The organism is Pseudomonas sp. AC242 (assembly GCF_979258655.1).
Map to the genome: position 1 here is coordinate 2,473,719 of NZ_OZ409873.1, position 22,113 is coordinate 2,495,831.

The 22,113-nt window shown below is 59.4% G+C and carries 18 protein-coding genes; 10 read left to right on the top strand and 8 right to left on the bottom strand.

Annotated features, from left to right (window positions below; translation table 11 throughout):
• Positions 1-10: 10 nt before the first annotated feature.
• The 3 genes from ACZZ0A_RS11200 to ACZZ0A_RS11210 all read right to left on the bottom strand — a co-directional run bounded on the left by ACZZ0A_RS11200 (position 11) and on the right by ACZZ0A_RS11210 (position 3,522).
• Positions 11-1,114, bottom strand: coding sequence for a glycerol dehydrogenase (locus tag ACZZ0A_RS11200; RefSeq protein ID WP_463543059.1), 1,104 nt, complete (start codon positions 1,112-1,114; stop codon positions 11-13).
• Positions 1,115-1,177: 63 nt separating this feature from the next.
• Positions 1,178-1,948, bottom strand: a complete 771-nt coding sequence (locus ACZZ0A_RS11205) for an SDR family oxidoreductase (protein ID WP_123375241.1) — start codon at positions 1,946-1,948, stop codon at positions 1,178-1,180.
• Between the two features lie 635 nt (positions 1,949-2,583).
• A complete protein-coding gene (locus tag ACZZ0A_RS11210; RefSeq protein WP_463543060.1) occupies positions 2,584-3,522 on the bottom strand; it encodes a LysR family transcriptional regulator in 939 nt (312 codons plus the stop codon).
• Between the two features lie 121 nt (positions 3,523-3,643).
• Between ACZZ0A_RS11210 and ACZZ0A_RS11215 the strand changes: the two genes are divergently transcribed.
• Positions 3,644-4,570: an alpha/beta hydrolase gene (locus ACZZ0A_RS11215; RefSeq protein WP_007913189.1), complete on the top strand. Its 927-nt coding sequence runs from the start codon at positions 3,644-3,646 to the stop codon at positions 4,568-4,570.
• A gap of 168 nt (positions 4,571-4,738) precedes the next feature.
• Here the strand turns inward: ACZZ0A_RS11215 and ACZZ0A_RS11220 are convergent, their stop codons facing one another.
• Positions 4,739-5,395 (bottom strand): dTMP kinase, encoded by a 657-nt coding sequence (locus tag ACZZ0A_RS11220; protein WP_007913190.1) that lies wholly within the window; start codon positions 5,393-5,395, stop codon positions 4,739-4,741.
• A 57-nt stretch (positions 5,396-5,452) separates the two neighbouring features.
• Positions 5,453-6,634, bottom strand: coding sequence for a XylR family transcriptional regulator (locus tag ACZZ0A_RS11225; protein ID WP_447785432.1), 1,182 nt, complete (start codon positions 6,632-6,634; stop codon positions 5,453-5,455).
• 176 nt (positions 6,635-6,810) lie between these two features.
• Here ACZZ0A_RS11225 and xylA point away from each other — a divergent pair, with 176 nt between their 5' ends.
• The 4 genes from xylA (at position 6,811) to ACZZ0A_RS11245 (ending at position 12,126) form a co-directional block, all read left to right on the top strand.
• Positions 6,811-8,127, top strand: coding sequence for a xylose isomerase (xylA, locus tag ACZZ0A_RS11230; RefSeq protein WP_463543061.1), 1,317 nt, complete (start codon positions 6,811-6,813; stop codon positions 8,125-8,127).
• A 149-nt stretch (positions 8,128-8,276) separates the two neighbouring features.
• Positions 8,277-9,278 (top strand): D-xylose ABC transporter substrate-binding protein, encoded by a 1,002-nt coding sequence (gene xylF / locus ACZZ0A_RS11235; RefSeq protein WP_095112164.1) that lies wholly within the window; start codon positions 8,277-8,279, stop codon positions 9,276-9,278.
• A gap of 154 nt (positions 9,279-9,432) precedes the next feature.
• Complete coding sequence (xylG, locus tag ACZZ0A_RS11240) at positions 9,433-10,989, top strand: D-xylose ABC transporter ATP-binding protein (RefSeq protein ID WP_463543062.1); 1,557 nt, start codon at positions 9,433-9,435, stop codon at positions 10,987-10,989.
• Entirely contained in the window at positions 10,990-12,126 is a 1,137-nt protein-coding gene (locus tag ACZZ0A_RS11245) for a sugar ABC transporter permease (RefSeq protein ID WP_463543063.1), read from the top strand.
• A gap of 10 nt (positions 12,127-12,136) precedes the next feature.
• Here the strand turns inward: ACZZ0A_RS11245 and ACZZ0A_RS11250 are convergent, their stop codons facing one another.
• Positions 12,137-13,054, bottom strand: coding sequence for a LysR family transcriptional regulator (locus ACZZ0A_RS11250; protein ID WP_463543064.1), 918 nt, complete (start codon positions 13,052-13,054; stop codon positions 12,137-12,139).
• A 94-nt stretch (positions 13,055-13,148) separates the two neighbouring features.
• On the bottom strand, positions 13,149-14,348 hold the full coding sequence (locus ACZZ0A_RS11255) for an MFS transporter (RefSeq protein ID WP_463543065.1): 1,200 nt from the start codon (positions 14,346-14,348) through the stop codon (positions 13,149-13,151).
• Between the two features lie 295 nt (positions 14,349-14,643).
• On the opposite strand from ACZZ0A_RS11255, the gene ACZZ0A_RS11260 reads away from it, so the two are divergent.
• The 5 genes from ACZZ0A_RS11260 (at position 14,644) to ACZZ0A_RS11280 (ending at position 21,127) form a co-directional block, all read left to right on the top strand.
• The gene (locus ACZZ0A_RS11260; RefSeq protein WP_463543066.1) at positions 14,644-15,924 is read left to right on the top strand and encodes a c-type cytochrome; all 1,281 of its coding nucleotides are present in this window, start codon (positions 14,644-14,646) and stop codon (positions 15,922-15,924) included.
• Complete coding sequence (locus tag ACZZ0A_RS11265; protein ID WP_463543067.1) at positions 15,921-16,394, top strand: (2Fe-2S)-binding protein; 474 nt, start codon at positions 15,921-15,923, stop codon at positions 16,392-16,394. The genes ACZZ0A_RS11260 and ACZZ0A_RS11265 overlap by 4 nt, the downstream gene beginning before the upstream one ends.
• Positions 16,391-18,625: a xanthine dehydrogenase family protein molybdopterin-binding subunit gene (locus ACZZ0A_RS11270; RefSeq protein ID WP_463543068.1), complete on the top strand. Its 2,235-nt coding sequence runs from the start codon at positions 16,391-16,393 to the stop codon at positions 18,623-18,625. Before ACZZ0A_RS11265 ends, ACZZ0A_RS11270 begins: the two co-directional genes overlap by 4 nt.
• Positions 18,626-18,795: 170 nt before the next feature.
• Positions 18,796-19,914, top strand: coding sequence for an alkene reductase (locus ACZZ0A_RS11275; RefSeq protein WP_463543069.1), 1,119 nt, complete (start codon positions 18,796-18,798; stop codon positions 19,912-19,914).
• 253 nt (positions 19,915-20,167) lie between these two features.
• A complete protein-coding gene (locus tag ACZZ0A_RS11280) occupies positions 20,168-21,127 on the top strand; it encodes an EamA family transporter (protein WP_463543070.1) in 960 nt (319 codons plus the stop codon).
• A 29-nt stretch (positions 21,128-21,156) separates the two neighbouring features.
• Here the strand turns inward: ACZZ0A_RS11280 and ACZZ0A_RS11285 are convergent, their stop codons facing one another.
• Positions 21,157-22,086: a ZIP family metal transporter gene (locus ACZZ0A_RS11285; RefSeq protein ID WP_463543071.1), complete on the bottom strand. Its 930-nt coding sequence runs from the start codon at positions 22,084-22,086 to the stop codon at positions 21,157-21,159.
• Positions 22,087-22,113 lie beyond the last annotated feature (27 nt).

Sequence of the window (22,113 nt, forward strand, 5' to 3'; positions counted from 1 at the left end):
CATTTAGCGGTTAGTTGAAACGTTCCAATCGTTGTCCCAGCTCGTCGGCACGAGCGAGTCCTCGGATGATTCGCTCAGCCGTAAGGGCTGGCGCCATATTTTTCGCGTACACCGCACCCAGTGTTGCCTGGACGACAATGTCCAATTCCTCAGAGGTAAACGCAGACGTCTGGCCAAGGCCGTCGAGGGTGACGGGAAGATTCACATCATTCAGAAGCTGAGCGACCCCTAGGATCTCTGAGTCTGGGCGCTCTTCGACGGACATCTGCACCAGCGTCCCGAATGCGACAAGCTCACCATGCAGCATGGAAGTAATCGCAGGAATTGACGTAAGACCTCGCACAAGCGCATGGGCTAACGACAAGCCGCCACTCTCAAACCCAACGCCACTGATAAGGACGGTTCCTTCAACAACCCGCTCGACATCATCATTAACCTCGTGCCGGCCTACTGCTTGGTAAGCGCTGTACCCGTAGGTCATAAGCGTCTTAAACACAGCCTCTGTTAGCAGCAATGCCGTGTTCAACGCTGGAGTACCAAATGAGTTATTGCCTCCGGCAGACTGACATTGTTGCGCCTCAAACTTTTTACTGATGGCGTCGCCGATGCCTGCGGCGAAAAACCTTGCAGGCGCACGGACAATCACTTCGGTGTCCACGACTACTGCAGAGGGGTTCATGTTCAGGTACTCGACACCAACGACCTTGTGCGCTTCGTCGTAAAGCACAATCAAACGGCTGGTTGGGGCGTCGCTGGAAGCAATGGTCGGGCATACGACAATGGGGACGTTAAGCTGAGCAGCCATCCCTTTAGCCGTGTCAATTGTCTTACCCCCGCCCAAAGCGATGATGGTGTCTGGCCTGTAATCTGCTGATCGCTCACAGAGAGACGCAATTGCAGCTTTAGTGCATTCACCAGGAAAAACGATACTGTTCGCCTCGAAGCCATGCTCTGACAATGCATTCCCTACCTCAGGCCACAGATGCCTCGAGACGAACTCGTCGCACAAGACCAATGGGCGCGATTGCCCCATATCGGAAAGGATTCTGCCAAGCTGCTTTAGCGCGCCTGGCCCTTGCTCGTATCGGCCAGGAAAACCCATTGTTCGAACCATGCCACCACCCGCTGCTGAAAAACTGTGAGATAAATCGTTACGCTGAATACGAGCCCGGATGGATCAGCGCATCAACCAGCCACCCGCCACATCCAAAACTTGGCCCGTGATGAAGTCACTGTCGTTTGAAGTCAAAAAGCATGCTGCTTTAGCTACCTCAAGTGACGTTCCAAGACGGCCCAACGGAGTCTCATCAACGACTGCCTGGTTCGCTTGCGCAGAAACGGTTTTTAGAAGCGGCGTTTCGATGCGTCCCGGAGCCAGTGCGTTTGCCGTAATGCCATAAGGCCCGAGCTCACCTGCCAGGTGACGGGTAAAACCGATAACTGCTGCTTTCGTGGCGCTGTAATGCGCCGCGACGATAGGGAGGTAAGCGCTGCCGGCAACGGAAGACATATTCACTATTCTTCCAAAACGGCGTTCGACCATCGCTGGTGCGAGAGCTCTGACCAAGTTGAATGAGCCTGTCAGGTTGATGCCAACGACGCGATCCCATTCCTGAGGATCCATTTCCCAAATCGGCGCTGGTGCGCCCTCGTGTTTGGGGGAAATACCTGCATTGTTAATCAAGGTGTCGATCGGGCCGAGCTGCTCACCAAGCTCAAGACAGGCTCGACTGCATTGAGCGAAATCTGATACGTCAGCTTTAGCCCAAGCCACCCAATGTCCGGCAGCACTGAGTTGCCGTGAAAGCTCGGAAACTGACTGTTCGTCGAAATCTACCAAAGCAACCCGCGCGCCCTCCTCGCAGTACAGCCGGGCAATTGAGGCACCAATGCCCCCTCCTGCCCCGGTAATGAGAACTGTGCGTCCTGAATGTCGAAGATTCGTCATGTCAAACTCCCCGCGCTGAAAAAACAGAAACAAGGCGCGGTGATGCTCACACGCGTCCAATGCCGCACTGGCTGACCGAAAATTTCGGACTCATGTATGCGGGTGGTTTTAGGAGATTTGTGTGGCGAAGCCTGTGCCCCCGTGCCGGGGCGGTCGGTGACTTTAGATAAGAGGGCAGCCGGCGTGGTTGACCGAGCGAAAGCTAATGATGCAGTGACCATTATGAACTCCAGGCTTGCCTAGTAAAACGGAAAATATGAATCGCTTCATTTTCACAGCCTGCGGCCATAAGCCAACAAAATCCATGATATTTTCACGACTCTATTTTTTGTATTTATTCTCTAAAGAGATATTTATGAAGCGCTTCATTTTTATTCGGATATTTGACCGCTGTCAAGCGGTCTGCATGGTCACTTCCCCAGCAAGGAGCGCCAGTAGTTCCTACGAAACGCAGTCATGAGCATCTATTGAGGATGTGGAAAACACCGGCGCACTAAGCCTCTGAGGCACTGGCTCCTTTGGCAAATGCACGGAATGCGGGCGCAGTGCCCACGCCTGGAAGTCGATGCTCAAGTGAAATGAATACGCGATGCATATGCTAGGTATCGACTAGACGAGCGGGCCTCGCTCACGGGTCAGGCAGAGTGAATGCCTTCCGCAGAATGCTGCTCCCATGGTGGGCATGGTGACCAAGCCTCCACGAGCTTATCGATGAAGAGTCGAATTTTTGGAGAGAGGTGCCGCTTGCTAGGGTAGATCACCCGAATAGGCTCTGCGGCCTCTGCATAGCCAGCGAGCAATTGAACAAGTTTGCCGCTTCTCAAATCGTCGTTCACCACGTAGGAAGGAAGAGTCGCGATGCCCAGGCCAGCTACAGCTGACTGGTGTAATGACTCAGCACTGTCCATCTGTAGCCTTCCACCATGAGTAACGGACACAGAGCTACCATCCACGCGAAAATTCCAAGGAAGCAATCTCCCACCACTCACGAAATGCAGGCACTGGTGCTCGGATAAATCCTCCGGCGTTTTAGGCTCGGCGTGCTCAGCCAAATATTTGGGGGAAGCGCAGGTAATCATTTGTTGGTAGGCCACAGTGCGCGTTAACAACCGAGAATCTTCCTTCGGTGGCCCGATACGCATGGCCAAATCAAATCCCTCATCGATCAGATCGACCAGCCTGTCAGAAAAGGTGATATCCACGCTCAGTGAGGGCCAATCCTTAAGGCAGCACTCAATGTGCTGAAGGACATGAAGTCTGCCCAGCGCAACCGGCAGACTCATCCGCAGTCGCCCACTGGGTGTCGAACGACGAAACGCAAGGGCATCCTCCACGTCGTCCAGATCCTGAAGAACGCCCACGCAGCGCTCATACAGAACCTGGCCGTCATCCGTCATGCTTAAACTGCGCGTAGTGCGATTCAGTAAACGTACCTGTAAACGAGCCTCGAGCCTGACTATCGACTTGCCCACTGCAGAGCGCGTAAGGCCAAGCTGTTTTGCCGCCGCAGTGAAGCTTCCAGCGTTTACCGAGCTCACAAACGCGGCAATATCATTTAGGTTATGGAGTTCCATACGGCCTCGGTGGTCTCAACGTTCGGGCGGCTTAGCACCTGTTATGGGGAACCCTATTCCCCAATAGTAAGCATAGTATCTCAATTAGCTAATCCACTCCCAACGATCAATTGAGGTCATTATGAACACTAAAGTCCAAGCAGCCGTCCAAACCTGGGCCAATAGCCTTAGCGATCTGGTACCCGTTCTTAAGGGAATCGATACCACTACAAAAATGAGCGACATCCGCGACTCTTACGCAAAAATGCTCGCGCAAAATCCAGCGCCAGCTGGCGTTAAATTCGAAGCAGTCGACATGGGTGGCGTACCCGGCACACTGGTTACTCCGGACGAGATCAAAACCGACGCGGTCGTGATGTACATCCACGGCGGCGCCTACATTGTAGGACGTCCAGACGGCTACCACGGTATCGGCGGCAACTACTCTAAAATGCTCGGTGCTCGTGTGTACATGCCGGACTACCGCCTCGCTCCTGAGCACAAGTTCCCAGCATCAATTGACGACACATTGCGCGCTTACGAATGGTTGCTTGAGCAGAAAATCCCGGCTAACAAAATTGCGTTCTCTGGCGAGTCGGCTGGCGGCGCGATGGTTGTCAGCGTCATGGTTGCGGCTAAATCGAAAGGGCTTCCATTGCCTGCGGTTGGCTCCTCCATCTCACCATGGGCGAACCTTGAACACACCGGCGCTTCCATGAGCAACCGTGAAGGTCTGGATCCTCTGAACTCCAAGCCTGTCTTGGACATCCTCGCCAGAGCATTCCTCGGCGACACATTGGCCAATCATCCTCTTGCCTCACCTGTGTTCGCGGACGTCACCGGTCTTCCACCAATCTTGGTGCAGATCGGCGAAAACGAGCTGATGTTGAGTGATGCAATGCGCCTCGCAACTCACCTGGCAGATAACCGGGTTCGCGTGAACCTGGAAGTATGGCCTGCGATGTTCCACGCTTGGCACTTCTACGCCACCATGCTGCCAGAAGGTCAGCAGGCTATGGAGAGTTCCGTTCGCTTCATCGAGGCTGGCTTGGCCGACGCTAACCGCTAAAACGCAGAACAACCGCGATGGCTTTGTGGCTGTCGCGGTTTTGCTCATCCTGTTTCTATAAAAGCGTCATCAGGCTATTCAGAGCGCCTGAGCAAGCGTCCTGCCCAACCCCAGAAAATTTCACCAGACGCCCCTTCCTGGCAGGCCGTGCCCACTGAACTTCAAGGTCTACGCGATACCCTGAGCGCCAAGACTGGCATCCACTTCGACGTTCAACCCAAGCACCTCATAGACCCGAGAAACCACCAGCATCGTCGCCTCCTCAACCGTTCCTTCATTACGGCACAACATCCAACCGTGATCCTTGACCGCTTGCTCGAACATTTCCGTACACGCCACATGCTCTGCGTGCTTCTGGATCACAGTGCCGCCCAGTCCTCGTGATCGGTTAGCAGCTCTGGCCCATGAAATATCCGGATCGGTGACGACGCCGACATGCAGATCTGGCACCCGCACATCTCGCTCCATATTCAATTGAAGAATCTCGGCAAACGGGATGGTTTGGCGAAACGCCGCATCCGAGGGATACCAGCGATCGATCAAGATGATGCTGTCCAGCGGCTGCTTCGTCAGAACGTTCTGGGAGATCCAGCGACGGCTATCCGCAAGGCGCTGACACACAGCCCACTCCAGATCCCGGCAAGGATTTCTCGCCAGAGTGTTAACCAAGGCCATGGTTTCACCCCTGAACGGATCGCTTTTTCTCTCGCAAAGCCGGATGACTTTCTGGTTGCCCGCCCTCAGTACTTGCGTAACGGCCTCCAATAGGGTGGTTTTGCCGGTGCCTTTGGGCCCATCCAGAGAAACGAACAGCGGACGATTCATTGTTCACGCAACAATCAAGACATTGATGCCCACTCTAACCTCATTTCCGGTATTCCATCAGCGCATCCCTGCTCCTTGCTGATACTCCCGCGGCGTGCAGCCAAACTCCCGCCGAAACACCGTGTGCAGATACTGCGCAGATTTAAACCCACAACTGCGCGCAACGTCGGCAATCACTGAATCTGCATCTTTAAGGCCGCTAGTCGCCGCTGCCAATTTGAAACGCAAAATCTCGTCATGCACGCTACAGCCTCGCTCAGCACGAAAATGCGCTTCAAGTGACGAACGCGAAACACCAACATAAGCCGCCACCTGCGCCGTTTTAATGCCTTGGCAAGCATATTGGCGGATGAACAGCAGCGCCTGCATGACGTAGGGATTACCCAATGGCTGGTGCAAACTCGACACCTGCACGTTGACCGCATCGGGAGGAATCAGGATTTGTGTACCGGTGGACGGCATTCCATGGAGCATCTGATGGAGTAATTGCGCGGCGGTACGGCCCATGGTTTCCGTGCCCTGAATGACCGAACTCAGCGGCACGCGGGTCAGGCTGCGGGTCAGCGGATCATTGTCGATGCCGATCAGTGCCACCTGCTCCGGCACGGCAATGCCGGCGGTCAGGCAGGCTTGCAGCAACTGGCGGGCGCGGGCGTCGCTGACGGCGATGATGCCGATGGGTTTGGGCAGGCTTTGCAGCCAGGCGATCAACTGTTCGACGGCGCTGTCCCAGAGCGGTGCGCTGGTGCCCATGCCGCGATAGATTTCGCCGTGCAGGCCGTCGCGCTTCATTAGTTTGCGAAAGGCTTTTTCCCGCTCTTGCGCCCAGCGATTGGCTTGCGCTTCCGGCAGGCTGAAGCAGGCAAAGCGCTGCAGTCCCGCCTCGATCAAATGCTTGTAGGCCAGCGTCATCAGCGCGTTGTTATCGGTGGCGACGTAGGGAATCGCTTTCGGATAAGCGCGTTTATCCTCGTACGAGCCCCCTACTGCTACCACCGGCATCTGGATATCGGCCAACGCCTCGCCAATCAGCGGATCGTCGAAGTCGGCAATGATCCCGTCCCCCTGCCAGCGTTCGATCCCTTTCAAACGACAGAGAAAGTCCTCCTCGAGAAACAGGTCCCAGGAAGCACGGGTGCTGCTCAGGTAGTTGCCGATGCCGCTGATGATGCCTCGGTCGTAGATCTTGCTGCCGTTGAACAAAAGGGCGATGCGGTGAACAGGCGGTACGGTTTTCATTGTTTTCAGGCTTGTTCGAGGCCCCCTTCTCAAGGAGACGGTTTGCACAGACTAGGCGCGTGGCCGAAGAAGCTCAATACGCAAAATCGCACCCCGTGTTGATGTTTTTCATAATCAGCGGGTACAGGGCCGTTGCTAGTATCGAGACACCGCCAAGAACAACAAGGACAAGGTCCATGCAGTATTTTCCCGATGTCGATGCGATTCGCTACGAAGGCCCGGATAGCGATTCTCCCCTCTCCTTTCGCCACTATGACGCCGACAAACTCATCCTCGGTAAACCCATGCGCGAACACCTGCGCATGGCCGCCTGTTACTGGCACACGTTCGTCTGGCCGGGTTCCGATGTGTTCGGTGCGGGGACGTTCAAACGGCCATGGCAACACGCTGGCGATCCCATGGAACTGGCGATCGGCAAAGCAGCCGCCGCCTTCGAATTTTTCTCCAAACTGGGTATCGACTATTACTGCTTCCATGACACGGATGTCGCCCCGGAAGGTCTGTCTTTAAGGGAGTACCGCAACCACTTCGCGCAAATGGTCGATCACCTCGAGCAACACCAGGAAGCCAGCGGCATCAAGCTGCTGTGGGGCACCGCCAACTGCTTCAGCAACCCGCGTTTCGCTGCCGGCGCCGCGAGCAACCCGGATCCAGAAGTGTTCGCCTGCGCCGCTGCTCAGGTGTTCAGCGCCATGAACGCGACCCATCGCCTTAAAGGCGCCAACTACGTGTTGTGGGGCGGCCGCGAAGGCTACGAAACCCTGCTCAACACGGACTTGAAGCGTGAACGCGAACAGCTGGGCCGCTTTATGCGCATGGTGGTCGAGCACAAGCACAAGATCGGTTTCACCGGCGACCTGCTGATCGAGCCCAAACCGCAGGAGCCGACCAAACACCAATACGATTACGACAGCGCCACCGTGTTCGGCTTTCTCCAGCAGTTCGGTCTGGAACACGAAATCAAGGTCAACATTGAGGCCAACCACGCGACCCTGGCCGGGCATAGTTTCCATCATGAGATTGCCACGGCGGTCTCGCTGGGGATTTTCGGCAGCATCGACGCCAACCGTGGCGATCCGCAAAACGGCTGGGACACCGATCAATTCCCTAACAGCGTCGAAGAAATGACCTTGGCCACCTATGAAATCCTCAAGGCTGGCGGCTTCAAGAATGGCGGTTTCAACTTCGACTCCAAGGTTCGCCGGCAAAGCCTTGATCAGATTGATCTGTTCCATGGCCACGTCGGTGCCATGGACGTTCTTGCCCTGTCATTGGAGCGCGCCGCGGCCATGGTGCAGAACGACGAACTGCAACGGCTGAAGGATCAACGCTACGCCGGCTGGCAGCAGCCGTTCGGGCAGGCGGTGATGGCGGGTGACTTCAACCTTGAGTCGTTGGCCGAGCACGCGTTCACCAACGAGTTGAACCCGCAAGCGGTCAGCGGCCGCCAGGAAATGCTCGAAAACGTCGTCAACCGCTTTATCTATCGCTGATCACACAGGGAGTCTGCGGGCGCATCGACGCGGTGACATTTCTACGACAAATCTGTGCCTGCGGCGTCTGCGGATTCTCTACAGTTTTACCAGCCCGATACTCATCGTCAGGCCGTGTCTTTCCAACAACAATAAAAGGACGCCCCACTATGAAGAACGTAAAACGCACGCTATTGGCCACTGCCCTGGCCTTGCTGTCTCTGCCGGTGCTGGCTGACGCTGCCCACCCGAAAATCGGTTTCTCCATTGATGACCTGCGACTGGAACGCTGGTCGCGTGACCGTGATTACTTCGTCGCGGCAGCGGAAAAAATGGACGCCAAGGTCTTCGTACAGTCGGCCGATGCCAACGAGCAGAAGCAGATTTCGCAGATCGAAAACCTCATCTCCCGGGGCGTCGATGTTATCGTCATCGTGCCGTTCAATGCCACGGTACTGACCAACGCAGTGGCCGAAGCGAAGAAAGCCGGGATCAAAGTCGTCTCCTACGATCGACTGATTCTCAACGCTGATGTCGACGCCTACATTTCCTTCGATAACGAAAAAGTCGGCGAGATGCAGGCCAGCGGTGTGCTGAAAGCGGCGCCCAAGGGCAATTACTTTTTGCTCGGTGGTGCGCCCACCGACAACAACGCCAAAATCCTCCGCGAAGGCCAGATGAAAGTGCTGCAACCGGCCATCGACAAGGGCGATATCAAGATTGTCGGCCAACAGTGGGTGAAGGAATGGAACCCGACCGAAGCGCTGAGCATTGTTGAAAACGCCTTGACCCGCAACGACAACAAAATCGACGGCATCGTCGCTTCCAACGACGCCACGGCCGGCGGAGCCATTCAGGCACTGGCGGCGCAGCAACTGGCCGGCAAGGTGCCGATTTCCGGACAGGATGCTGACCTTGCCGCAGTCAAACGTGTGATCGCCGGCACGCAAACCATGACCGTGTACAAGCCACTGAAACTCATCGCCACCGAAGCCGCCAAGCTCTCGGTACAACTGGCGCGCAATGAAAAGCCCGCTTTCAGCTCGCAGTACGACAACGGCAGCAAAAAGGTCGACACCATCCTGCTCACGCCAACCCCGCTGACCAAGGACAACATCGACCTGCTCGAACAGGACGGCTTCTACACCAAGGCGCAAATCGCCGGGAAGTGATCTCCGGTAATGCGAAAACCCTTGTGGGAGCGAGCCTGCTCGCGAAGGCGTTGTGTCAGTCAACGAAGCATTGTCTGAACCGACGCTTTCGCGAGCATGCTCGCTCCCACACAGGTTCAGTGGTGTGTGAGTCTTTGATATACGAGCCCTGCCCATGTCCGACTATCTGCTGCAAATGAACGGCATCGTCAAAACCTTCGGCGGTGTCAAAGCCCTCAACGGCATCGACATCAAGGTCAGGCCCGGCGAGTGCGTTGGCCTGTGCGGCGAGAATGGCGCCGGCAAATCCACGCTGATGAAAATCCTTTCGGCGGTCTACCCCCACGGCACCTGGGACGGTGAAATCCTCTGGGACGGGCAACCGCTCAGGGCGCAATCGATCAGTGAAACGGAAGCCGCCGGTATCGTCATCATTCACCAGGAGCTGACGCTGGTGCCCGACCTGTCGGTGGCCGAAAACATTTTCATGGGCCATGAACTGACGCTGCCCGGCGGACGCATGAATTACCCGGCGATGATCCACCGCGCCGAAGCGCTGATGCGCGAATTGAAAGTCCCCGACATGAACGTAGCGCTGCCGGTGTCGCAGTACGGCGGCGGCTATCAGCAACTGGTGGAAATCGCCAAGGCCCTCAATAAAAAGGCCCGACTGCTGATCCTCGACGAGCCTTCATCAGCCTTGAGCCGTTCGGAAATCGAGGTGTTGCTGGACATCATCCGCGACCTCAAAGCCAAAGGCGTGGCCTGCGTCTACATCTCGCACAAGCTCGATGAAGTGGCCGCCGTGTGCGACACCATTTCGGTGATCCGCGACGGCAAACACATCGCCACCACCGCCATGGCCGACATGGACATTGCGCAGATCATCACTCAGATGGTCGGGCGGGAAATGAGCAATCTCTACCCCAGCGAACCACACGACATTGGCGAGGTGATTTTCGAGGCCCGCCACATCACCTGCTACGACGTCGATAACCCCAAGCGCAAACGGGTCGACGACATTTCCTTCGTCCTCAAGCGCGGGGAAATCCTCGGCATCGCCGGTCTGGTCGGTGCCGGCCGTACCGAACTGGTGACCGCACTCTACGGCGCTTACCCCGGTCGCCACGAGGGCGAAGTCTGGCTGGACGGGCAACCCATCGACACGCGCACGCCGCTCAAATCAATCCGCGCCGGCCTGTGCCTGGTGCCGGAAGACCGCAAGCGCCAAGGCATCATTCCGGACCTGGGCGTCGGTCAGAACATCACCCTCGCCGTGCTGGACAACTACTCGAAACTGACCCGCATCGACGCCGAAGCCGAACTGGGCAGCATCGATAAGGAAATTTCGCGCCTGCACCTCAAAACCGCCAGCCCGTTCCTGCCGATCACCAGCCTCTCGGGCGGCAATCAACAAAAAGCCGTGCTGGCCAAGATGCTCTTGGCCAGACCTCGGGTGCTGATTCTCGATGAGCCGACCCGAGGCGTCGATGTCGGCGCCAAATACGAAATCTACAAGTTGATGGGCGCGCTGGCCGCCGCCGGCGTGTCGATCATCATGGTCTCGTCGGAGCTGGCCGAAGTGCTCGGCGTTTCCGACCGCGTGCTGGTGATCGGCGAAGGCCAGTTGCGTGGTGACTTCATCAACCATGATCTGACACAAGAGCAGGTGCTCGCCGCCGCACTCAGCCAGCCTGGCAGCCATAACAATAATGATCGGAAAACCGCGTAAATGAATCAGGTCAAACAACTGTTCACCCGCTACAAAATGCTCGCGCTGGTGTTTGCCGTGGTGCTGATCTGGCTGTTCTTCAGCTGGCAGACCGAAGGCGGATTCCTCACTCCGCGCAACCTGTCCAATCTGCTGCGGCAGATGTCGATTACCGGCATTCTTGCCTGCGGCATGGTGCTGGTGATCATCAGCGGCGAGATCGATTTGTCAGTCGGCTCATTGCTCGGCCTGCTCGGTGGCCTCGCGGCGATTCTTGATGTGGTCTACCACATTCCGCTGCTGGCGAATCTGAGTCTGGTCGCCCTCTGCGGGCTGATGATTGGCCTCGCCAACGGCTACATGACGGCTTACTTGCGCATTCCTTCGTTCATCGTCGGTCTGGGCGGCATGTTGGCGTTCCGCGGGATTCTGCTGGGGATTACCGGCGGCACGACCATCGCGCCGGTATCGTCGGAGCTGGTCTACATCGGCCAGGGTTACCTGCCCCACGCGATCGGCACTGGTCTCGGCGTTCTGCTGTTTGCGCTGACCGTGTTCCTCACCTGGAAACAACGGCGCAATCGCGCCCTTCACGGTCTCGCGGCACATTCGTTGGTGCGTGATGTCATCCGCGTCTTGGTGATCGGTGCCGTGCTGACCGGTTTCGTGCAGACGCTGAACAGCTACGACGGCATTCCCGTGCCGGTCTTGTTGCTGCTGATTCTGCTCGGTGTGTTCAGCTACGTGACCAGCCAGACCGTGTTCGGTCGCCGTGTCTACGCTGTGGGCAGCAATATGGAAGCGACGCGTCTGTCCGGAATCAATGTGCAGGCGGTGAAGCTGTGGATCTTCGGGATCATGGGCGTGATGTGCGCCCTCGCCGGCGTGGTCAATACCGCGCGCCTGGCCGCCGGTTCACCTTCGGCCGGCAGCATGGGCGAACTCGACGCCATCGCCGCGTGCTTTATCGGCGGTACTTCCATGCGCGGCGGTTCCGGCACGGTGTACGGCGCCCTCCTCGGCGCGCTGGTCATCACCAGTCTGGACAACGGCATGTCGATGCTCGATGTCGACAGCTACTGGCAGATGATCGTCAAGGGCAGCATTCTGGTGTTGGCGGTTTGGGTGGATGTGAGTACGCGGACCGGGCGCCGTTGAGCCGTAGGGGTCACGCTGCGGGTGCCGGCGACGGGCTGAGAATTTCCATGAGGAAATCGATAAACACATTGATCCGGCTGGAGCCACGGTGATTGGGTAAATACAACGCGTTGATGCACGTGCTGGCACTGCCGGGATTGACCTCGTACTGCTCAAGCAAGCGGGTCAGCCGGCCGGCTGCGACGTCGTCGCGCACCAGCCAGTCGGCCAGTAGCGTAACTCCACCGCCGCCGATGGCGGCTTCGCGCAGAATGTCGGCGTTGTTGCTTTGCAGGCGCCCGTGGACGTTGAGTTGAATGGGCGCGTCTTCATTCTGAAAGGTCCAGTGCTGGTGGGTGCCGCCGTAATCGAAACGCAGGCATTGCTGCTCCAGCAAATCCCGTGGATGACAGAGCGCCGCGCTACGCGCCAGATACGCCGGACTCGCGACCACCCAGCGTTCGAACTGCCCCACGCGTTTGCTGACAATGTCTTCACTGACCACGGACGATCCCAGCCGCACGGAAACATCGATCTGTTCGCTGAGCAGGTCGCTGACCTGATCGCTCAGCGACAGACTGATCTCCAGGCCCGGATGCCGTTCAAGCAAACGGCTCAGGTGCGGCGCGATCAGGCGTCGGCCGAACTCCACCGGCACGCTGATGCGCAGACGGCCTTGCGCTTCGGCGCCACGATCGGCGACGACAGCATCGGCTTCGTCGATCGCGTCGAGAATCGCCACGGCTTTTTCGAAATAGGTCTGGCCGGCAACGGTCACGCTGGTGTTGCGCGTGGTGCGATTGAGCAGGCTCGCGCCCAACTCGTGCTCCAGCCCGGCCACTTGCCGTGTCACTGACGACGTGGATATCCCGAGTTTGCGCGCTGCCGAGGAATAGCCCCCGCAGCGCACGGTTTCCACAAACATCTTCAGTGCCAGCAACTTGTCCATAAGCGGGGTCCGGTCGAAAGGGAACGCTGACGATTGTGCATCACTGTTCCCCCGACGTCTTGTACCGCCGTGCTTGCCCGCACTTGCCGGATGTTCAGACATCGGCCTTGCGGCTCAGGAACAACCCGAGCGCCAGCGCTGGCAGCAGCGCCACCGCGACGGCGGACAGGTTCCAGCCGAAGTGCTCGTACAGCGGACTGGCGACCAGTGAGCCCAGCGCGCCGCCGACGAAAATGCTGGTCATGTACACGGCGTTCAGGCGCGCACGGCTGTGGGGATCGAGGGCGTACACCTCACGCTGGCCGAGCACCATGTTCAATTGCACAGCGAAATCCAGCAGCACCGCGCACACCACCAGCCAGACATAGCCGCTGCCCGGGAGTGCGGCGATCAACAGCGAAACCGGCGCCAACAGCAATGCGACCAGCGTGCCGCGACGACCATGCCCGGCATCGGCCAGACGCCCGGCAATCGGCGCGGCAATGGCACCCACGGCACCGACCAGCGCGAAGATCGCCACGTGGGCCTGAGTGAAGCCGTGGTGACGCATCAGTTCAATCGGTGCGAGGGTCCAGAACAGACTGAAACTGGCAAACAGTAAACCCTGATACAGCGAGCGCTGACGCAACAGCGGATAGCGTCGGGCCAAGGCAAACACCGAACCAATCAGCGCAGCATAAGAGGCCTTATGCGTCGGCAGTCGACGCGGCAGTGCCACAGCGGTAATCAGAGCGATGACGGCCATCAGGGCTGATGCGCTGTAAAACACCCCGCGCCAGCCGAACACTTCAACCAGCAGGCTCGACAGTGGCCGTGACAACAGAATGCCCAGCAACAGGCCGCTCATGATATTGCCGACGACGCGGGCACGGCTGGCCTCGGGCGCCAGGTGCGCCGCCAGCGGCACAAGGATCTGCACAGCCACCGACGTCAGACCGATGAGCAAAGACAACACCAGGAACATCGACGGCGAATGAGTCAGCCCGGCGCACAGCAATGTGACGCTCGCCGCCAGGGTGAAACCGACCACCAGCCGGCGGTTTTCCATCAGGTCGGCCAGTGGCACCAGCAGTAACAGGCCCAGCGCGTAGCCAAACTGCGTCAGCGAAACGATCAGGCTGGCATTGGCGCTGGACAGACCGATCTGCGGCGCAATCAGTTCGACGATTGGCTGTGCGTAATAAAGATTGGCCACGACCGCGCCACAGCAAAATGCCAGGAACGCAACCATCAGGCCGGAAAGTCCAGCCGGCTGTTCGGCGTTGGTCGCAATGACCGGATTGCCCGTGAGCATGATGACACCTCATTGAGTTCAGGAAAGTGCTGCCAAGGCTACGGCCCTGTTGCGACGCGCAGAATCCACGCGGCGGGCAACGCAGTGATGCGTCCGGCGCAACGGCGCAGGCGTTGCTTCTCGCGCAACGCGCTGTTGCGTGCGCCGCTGATTCTCCCGCGCAGACGGTTTCTCTACGCTTTGGCCCCTGGCGCCGTCGTCCCCATCGGCGCCCTTCCCCGGCTGTTACAAGGAGCGTTGTCATGACCCGTATCCGATCCGTTCTGCCATTGCCTGCCGCGTTTTTCTCAGTCCCATGAACAGCTCATTTCTGAAGTCCAGAACGCTATGGATCAGCGTGGCCGTCGTCGCCGTGCTCGGCCTGATCGGCGCCGTTTGGCTGATGTGGCGCCCGGCGATTGCGCCAATCGAGCGCTCGACACTGTTCGATGTTGCGCAGTTGCAACGCGGTGCGCGGGTGGTCGAGGCCGGCGATTGTGCGGTGTGCCATACCCGCCCCGGCGGTGAATATCTGGCCGGCGGACTGCCGCTGGTAACGCCGTTCGGCACGCTGTACAGCACCAACATCACCCCGGATGTAGAGACCGGTATCGGCCAATGGTCACTGCCGGCCTTCGAGCGGGCGATGCGTCAGGGCATTGCTCGCGATGGTCACTTGCTCTATCCGGCGTTCCCCTACGTGCACTACCGGCGCATGAGCGCAGCAGATATCGCCGACGCTTATGCCTACTTGATGAGCGGCCCCGCCGTGCACGCGCCGGCCGAGCAGAACCAGATGAATTTTCCGATGAACATTCGCCCGCTGGTGTCGTTCTGGAACCTGCTGTTCCTGCACGGTGAGCCACTGACGCCGCTGGCGGGACGTACCGAGGCATGGAATCGCGGGCGTTATCTGGTCGACGGCCCGGGGCACTGCGCCGGCTGCCATTCGCCGCTGAACCTGATCGGCGCGGAAAAATCCTCGGAGTATTTGCAGGGCGGCATCGTCGATGGCTGGCAAGCGCCCGCGCTGGTCGGCATGGGCCAGCGCGGCAACCCGTGGCGTCGTGAGCAACTGGTGGGCTATCTGCGCGCCGAGATCGTCGATGGCCACGGCACACCAGCCGGGCCGATGCGTCCGGTCAGTTTGAGTCTGGCCCGCTTGCCCGCCAGTGAAGCCGAGGCGATTGCCGAATACCTGCTCAGTCTGGAAAACCCGCGTTCGCTGACAGGGACGACGCCGAAGACGCCTGCCAGTGAAGCGGCAGACCACTCGACCGGCGCCCTGCTCTTCAGCAGCGCCTGCGCCGGTTGCCATGGCCCGGCGGCACCGATGCGCACCCTCGATGGTCGCCCGGGCCTGCAAAATACCTCGGCACTGCAAGCGGCCAGTTCGCGCAACTTCCTCAAAACCGTACTTGAAGGCTTGCCCGCTACACCCGGATCGCCCGGCCCGCTGATGCCTGCGTTCGCCGCCAGCCTCGACAACGCGAAACTCGGCGCACTGGCCGCGTATCTGCGTCAGCAAGCCAGCCCCGATCAGCCGTGGACCGACCTCTCTTCCACTATTGAAGCGTTACGTCAGGAGACGAAATGAGCCAGATCACCCTCAACGTCAACGGAGCCGCGCAACCGCTTGAGCTGGAGCCGGACATGCCGCCGCTGTATGCGCTGCGCAATCACTTGAACCTCAACGGTGCCAAATACGGCTGCGGTCTCGGGCAATGCGGTGCCTGCACGGTGATCGTCGATGATCAACCGGTGTTCGCCTGCCTGACACCCTGCGCCGGCCTCGAAGGCAAAAAAATCCGCACCGTGGAAAGCCTCGGCAGCGCGGAAAAACCTGGCCCTCTGCAAGCGGCGTTCATCGAGAAACAGGCCGCGCAATGCGGCTACTGCATTGCCGGCATGCTGATGCGCGCGCAGGCGTTGCTTGAGCACAATCGACACCCGGATGAGGCAACCATTCGCGAGCACATGGCCGGCAATCTGTGCCGCTGCGGTACGCACTTGCGGATCATCGAGGCGATCAAACAGGTGGCCGGGGACAATGGGAGCCTGACATGAGTGAGTCGAATGAATTGAACCCGAGCCGACGCGCGTTCTTGCGCGGTGGCGCGTTGCTGGTGGCATTCACCCTACTGCCGGTGGCGCGACGTGTGTTGGCGGATACCGAAGTCGATACGCTCGGCACCGTGGTTCTCGCGCCCGACCTCCCCGGAAGCCTGCGCACCAACCCGTTTCTCGACGCCTGGATCCGCATCGGCGCCGATGGCATTACCGTTTACACCGGCAAGGTCGAACTGGGTACCGGGGTGAAAACCGCGTTGCTGCAAATCGCCGCCGAGCGTTTGCAGGTGCCGGCCACCTCCATCAACTTGCTCACCGCCGACACCGCGCTAACACCCAACGAAGGCTACACCGCCGGCAGCCACAGCATTTTCGACAGCGGTACCGCGTTGTATAACGCCGCCGCGCAGGTGCGCGAAATGCTCGTCAATGCCGCCGCGCGTAGTTGGCAGGTTGATGAGGCGCTGCTGAGCACCCGCGACGGTGTGATCGAAGGCCCGGCTGGTCAGCGGATGAGTTACGCCGACGCGGTCAAACATGTCGATGTGCATCAATATGCCAAGGCTCAATCACCGGCGATGGCCGCCGCTGATTTCAAACTGATCGGCCATTCGTTGCCGCGCCTCGACATCCCGGCGAAGGTCAGCGGTGGCGCGGCATTCGTCCAGGACATGCGCCTGCCGGGCATGCTGCATGCGCGGGTGATCCGCCCGCCCCGTCCGGGCTGCACGTTGCAGGCATTCGATGCGGCGTCCATCGAGGCGTTGGATGGCGTGGTCAAGGTGATCCGCGACGGCAACTATCTGGCGGTGCTCGCCCGTGACGAGTGGCAAGCGATCAAAGCCATGCGCCGTGCCAGCGAAGTCGCGCAGTGGAGCAGCGGCGAGGCGATTCCTGATTCGGCGCAGATTCATGACCTGCTCAAACGCCTGCCCTCACGGCGCTATCCGATCAGCAACAGTGGCACGCCGAGCGGCGCGGCCGATACGCGTTTTCAGGCGCGGGTCACCAAGCAATATCTGATGCACGGCTCGATCGGCCCGTCTTGCGCGGTGGCCTGGTTCAAGGACGGCAATCTCACGGTCTGGACCCACACCCAAGGCGTTTACCCGCTGCGCGCCGGCATTGCCGAAATGCTCGGTCTGCCACCTGAGCGGGTGCGCTGTATTCATACCGAAGGCTCAGGGTGCTACGGGCATAACGGCGCCGATGATGCCGCCGCCGATGCGGCATTGATCGCGCTGCGCGTGCCCGGTACGCCGGTGCGCGTGCAATGGATGCGCGAACAGGAAAATCTTTGGGAGCCATACAGCTCGGCGATGGTCACCGAAGTTGACGCTGGTCTCAGCCACGGCCGTTTGCAGGATTGGGCCTACGAACTCTGGACCACGCCGCACAACGAACGCATCGTCAACGCCGGGCGTCTGTTGCCGGCACGCTTGCTCGCGCGGCCCTTCGCCTCGGCGCCCTCCGTGCCGATCGCCCAGCCCGAAGGCGATGGTGATCGCAACGCGGTGCCGCTGTACGAGTTGAACTCAACGCGCATCAACATGACCTTCGTCACCGAAATGCCCTTTCGTACCTCGGCCATGCGTTCGCTGGGTGCGCACATCAACATCTTCGCCATCGAGGCGAGTATCGACGAGCTGGCGATCCGGGCCGGCATCGACGCGGTCGCCTTGCGTCTGGACCATCTCAGCGACCCGCGTGCTCGCGCGGTCGTAGAGCGTGTGCGTGATGAGATCGGTTGGCCGCAAAAAAGCAACGAGCCCGGCGCCGGTATCGGTTTCGCCTTTGCCCGCTACAAAAACATCATGGGTTACTGCGCCATCGCGGTGAAACTTCGCGTGCATCCGCAGACCGGCGAGATTCGCATCGAACACGTGGTGACGGCGGTGGATGTCGGCCAGATCGTCAGCCCCGACGGCCTGCGCAATCAGGTCGAGGGCGGCATCGTGCAGTCCGCGAGCTGGACCCTGTACGAAAAAGTCGCTTACGACGCGGGGGGCATTCGCAGTTACGACTGGAGCGGTTATCCGATTCTGCGTTTCACACAACTGCCGAAAAAAGTCGATGTGCATTTGCTCGACCAGCCGGGACAACCTTTCCTCGGTGCCGCTGAAATCGTTCAAGGGCCAATGGCCGCCGCTCTTGGCAACGCCGTCGCCAACGCTACGGGCCGGCGCTGGCTGAACCTGCCGCTGACGCGCTCAAACCAACCCGCCTGAACCACGCCCGTGTTCATCGCTGATAAGCACGGGCGCCGTTGCGTTGCGCGCAAAACAGCGTAGCGCCGGTCACCGATTATCAGCCCCGCTGAGCGCGGTTAAGTTAGCGGCACTGGTTCGCGGCCCCGCTGCCGCGCTTGAATTCCTTTTATTGAAATCTGGAGCTACCCATGACCCGTCGTCTGTTCCAACCCCTTGCACTCGGCCCTTACACCCTCGCCCATCGCGTGGCGATGGCGCCGTTGACGCGTTCACGCGCCGGCCAACCGGGCGACGTGCCGACACCGATGAACGCCGAGTACTACCGCCAGCGGGCCAGTGCCGCGCTGATCATCACCGAAGCCACGCAAATCTCCCGGCAGGCTCAGGGTTACGCCTGGACGCCGGGCATCTACAGTCCTGAGCAAGTTGAGGCGTGGCGTGACGTCAGCGCTGCGGTGCATGAAGCCGGCGGCCTGATCTTCATGCAGCTGTGGCACGTCGGTCGGGTGTCCCACCCCAGCTTTCAACCTGATGCCGGCCTGCCCGTTGCGCCCAGCGCGCTGCCGGTGCCGGTGCCGGGCAAGACGTTTATCGTCGACGAAAACGGTAACGGTGTCTGGGGTGATGTGCCGGTGCCGCGCGCGCTGGAAACGGCGGAAATCGCCGGTATCGTCGAGGACTATCGCGTGGCCGCGCGCAACGCGCTGAAAGCGGGCATGGACGGTGTGGAAATCCATGCCGGCAACGGTTACCTGCTCGACCAGTTTCTTAACAGCAACAGCAATCAGCGTGACGATGCCTACGGCGGCAGCGTGGAGAATCGCGCGCGGTTTCTGCTGGAAGTGGTTGCGGCCGTGGCTGAAGAAGTCGGTGCCGAGCGGGTCGGCGTACGCCTGACGCCGATGGGGCGTTTCATGGGCATGGGTGATGACACTCCGGAGGCGACCTTCGGCCACCTCGTCGAGGCGCTCAACCAATGGAATCTGGCCTACCTGCACCTGGTCGAGCCGGCGATGGTCGGCACAGTCAAAGATGAAAATTTCGACCCGCGCTGGGACGCGATCATTGCCCAGTTGCGCAAAACGTGGAACGGCGTGCTGATTCTGGCGGGCGGCTACGATGCGCAATCTGCCGAACAGGCGCTGATTGCCGATCGTGCCGACATCATCGCGTTTGGCCGGCCGTTCCTGGCCAACCCTGACTTGCCGCGTCGGCTGCACGATGGCCTGGCGCTCAACGCGCCGGATCCGAGCAGCTTTTTCGGTGGGGATCAGCGTGGGTACATCGATTATCCATTTCATGCCTGAACAAATGCAGACCCGCATCTCATGAATGTGTAAATCCCTGGAAGCAGGGGCCGATGCGCCCCTGCCCTATCAAGTCATACGATCTCTACATTTAATCAAATAGGTAAAAATCCACCATAACGCTGAACTTATGCGTAGCTGTGCGCTTTCAGGTCTATTGCCCGACGTCGCCGAATGCGATAAAACGGGCTAGTTATACGACAACCTAATAAAAACCAAGTCGTTCGAACGGCTAACAATCCTGAGATCTGCCATGCCTCGCCCTACCGCTGCGCAAACCGTACCGCCACCCTTCCCTCGCTTTCTCGCCGTAATCATTCTGCTGTGCATGGGCTGTGCGTTTGCCGGCAATCATGTGGCGGCGCGAGTCGCATTTGATGATGGTGCGGGAGTGTTGCTGGCGATTTTGATGCGTTCCGGCGGGACCTTGCTGGTGCTCGCCATCCTGGTGCTGTGGCAAAGACAAAGCCTGCGTTTGCCGGCGGGCGCCTGGCGTTGGCAACTGTTGCTGGGGCTGCTGATCACTGCGCAGAGTCTGTGCCTCTACTCTGCTGTCGCACGGGTGCCGGTGGCGCTTGCCCTGCTGGTGGCGAACGTATTCCCCATTCTGCTGGCATTGCTCACCTGGGCACTGGGTGGCCCGCGACCGAGCGCACGTACCGCGACGTTGATGGGTTTGATTCTACTGGGCCTGGTGTTTGTGCTGGATGTCCCCGGGCGTCTCTCGACCACGACGGACGTCAGTGCGCAATGGCTGACCGGCGTCGCGCTCGCATTCTGCGCCGCCAGCGTGTTCGCCTGCGCGCTGTGGATCACCGACCACAAGTTGTCTCAGGTACGTGGCTCGGTACGCAGTCTGCTGACCATTTTCATCGTGTTCAGCAGCGTCAACCTGGCAGGGCTGACGGGCGCCCTTCCCGGCGGATTGAACCTGCCCGCGACCTCGACCGGATGGCTGGCCCTCGCCACTCTGGTGGTGCTGTACGGCACAGGTTTTATCGTCCTGTTCATTTCGGTGCCTCGCCTCGACATGCCGCGCAACGCGCCGGTCATGAACATCGAGCCATTGGCAACGCTGCTGATGGGCTGGATTGTGCTGGACCAGATGCTCAGTAAAGGACAGATTCTCGGCGGGGTGATCGTGGTCACGGGCATCGTTCTGCTGACTTATCGTAAATCAGTGGTCAAGGCTGAGGTTAAAGCCAGTGCGTGAGGGGTTCTCGCCATTGGTCAGGTTCGCGATTAACCCAAAGCAGTATCGAGGAACATCATCACCCCAAAGCCGAGCATCAGTCCCAACGTGGCCGGGGTCTCATGCCCGTTGCGATGGGTCTCGGGAATGACCTCATGGGACACCACAAAAATCATCGCCCCGGCTGCCAGACCGAGCGCGATGGGATATCCCAATGCAAAGCTGCTGGAAATACCCAGTCCGACAATGGCGCCAATGGGTTCCATCAACCCCGAACCCACTGCAATAAGCGCTGCGCGAAGTGCCGAGATGCCTGTCACGCGTAATGCCAGAGCGACAGCCAAGCCTTCGGGAATATCTTGGATGGCGATCGCCGCGGTCAGCGGCAGTCCGACCTTCATATCGCCGTTGGCGAAGCTAACGCCAATGGCCATGCCTTCCGGCAGGTTATGCAGTGTGATTGCCAGAACGAACAACCAGACACGATTGATGCGCTGCGCATCCGGCCCGCGGCGTCCGCTTTTCTCGTGTTCGTGAGGCACGAAACGATCAAGGCCGACCATCAGCGCTACGCCCAATCCCAATCCTGCAACGACGACGCAGGCTGCGAGCAACTGATTACCGCAAAGCGCCTGAGCCGCTTCTATGCCCGGCAGAATCAGCGAAAACGAACTGGCGGCCAGCATCATTCCGGCGGCGAAGCCGAGCATGATGTCTTGGGTTCGGGCGGCGATGTCTCGTAACGCGATCGCTACGACAGCACCGATTGCCGTGGCAGCGAAGCCGGTCATGCCACCGATAAAGGCGAAGTACAGATTCTGTTTGTTGGTCCCGACGAAGGCACCATACCCGCTAATCAGCAGGAAGATTGTCACGCCGATCAGAATTGACCAGAAGACGCGCCCGCCCCACCCGGAGCCTGAGAATCGGGCGAACCAGGAGCGAGCGGGTGCGGCTGATGAGGTCAACGGCTCGGGCATGGAAATCTCCTGTTTTGTTGATTCGAT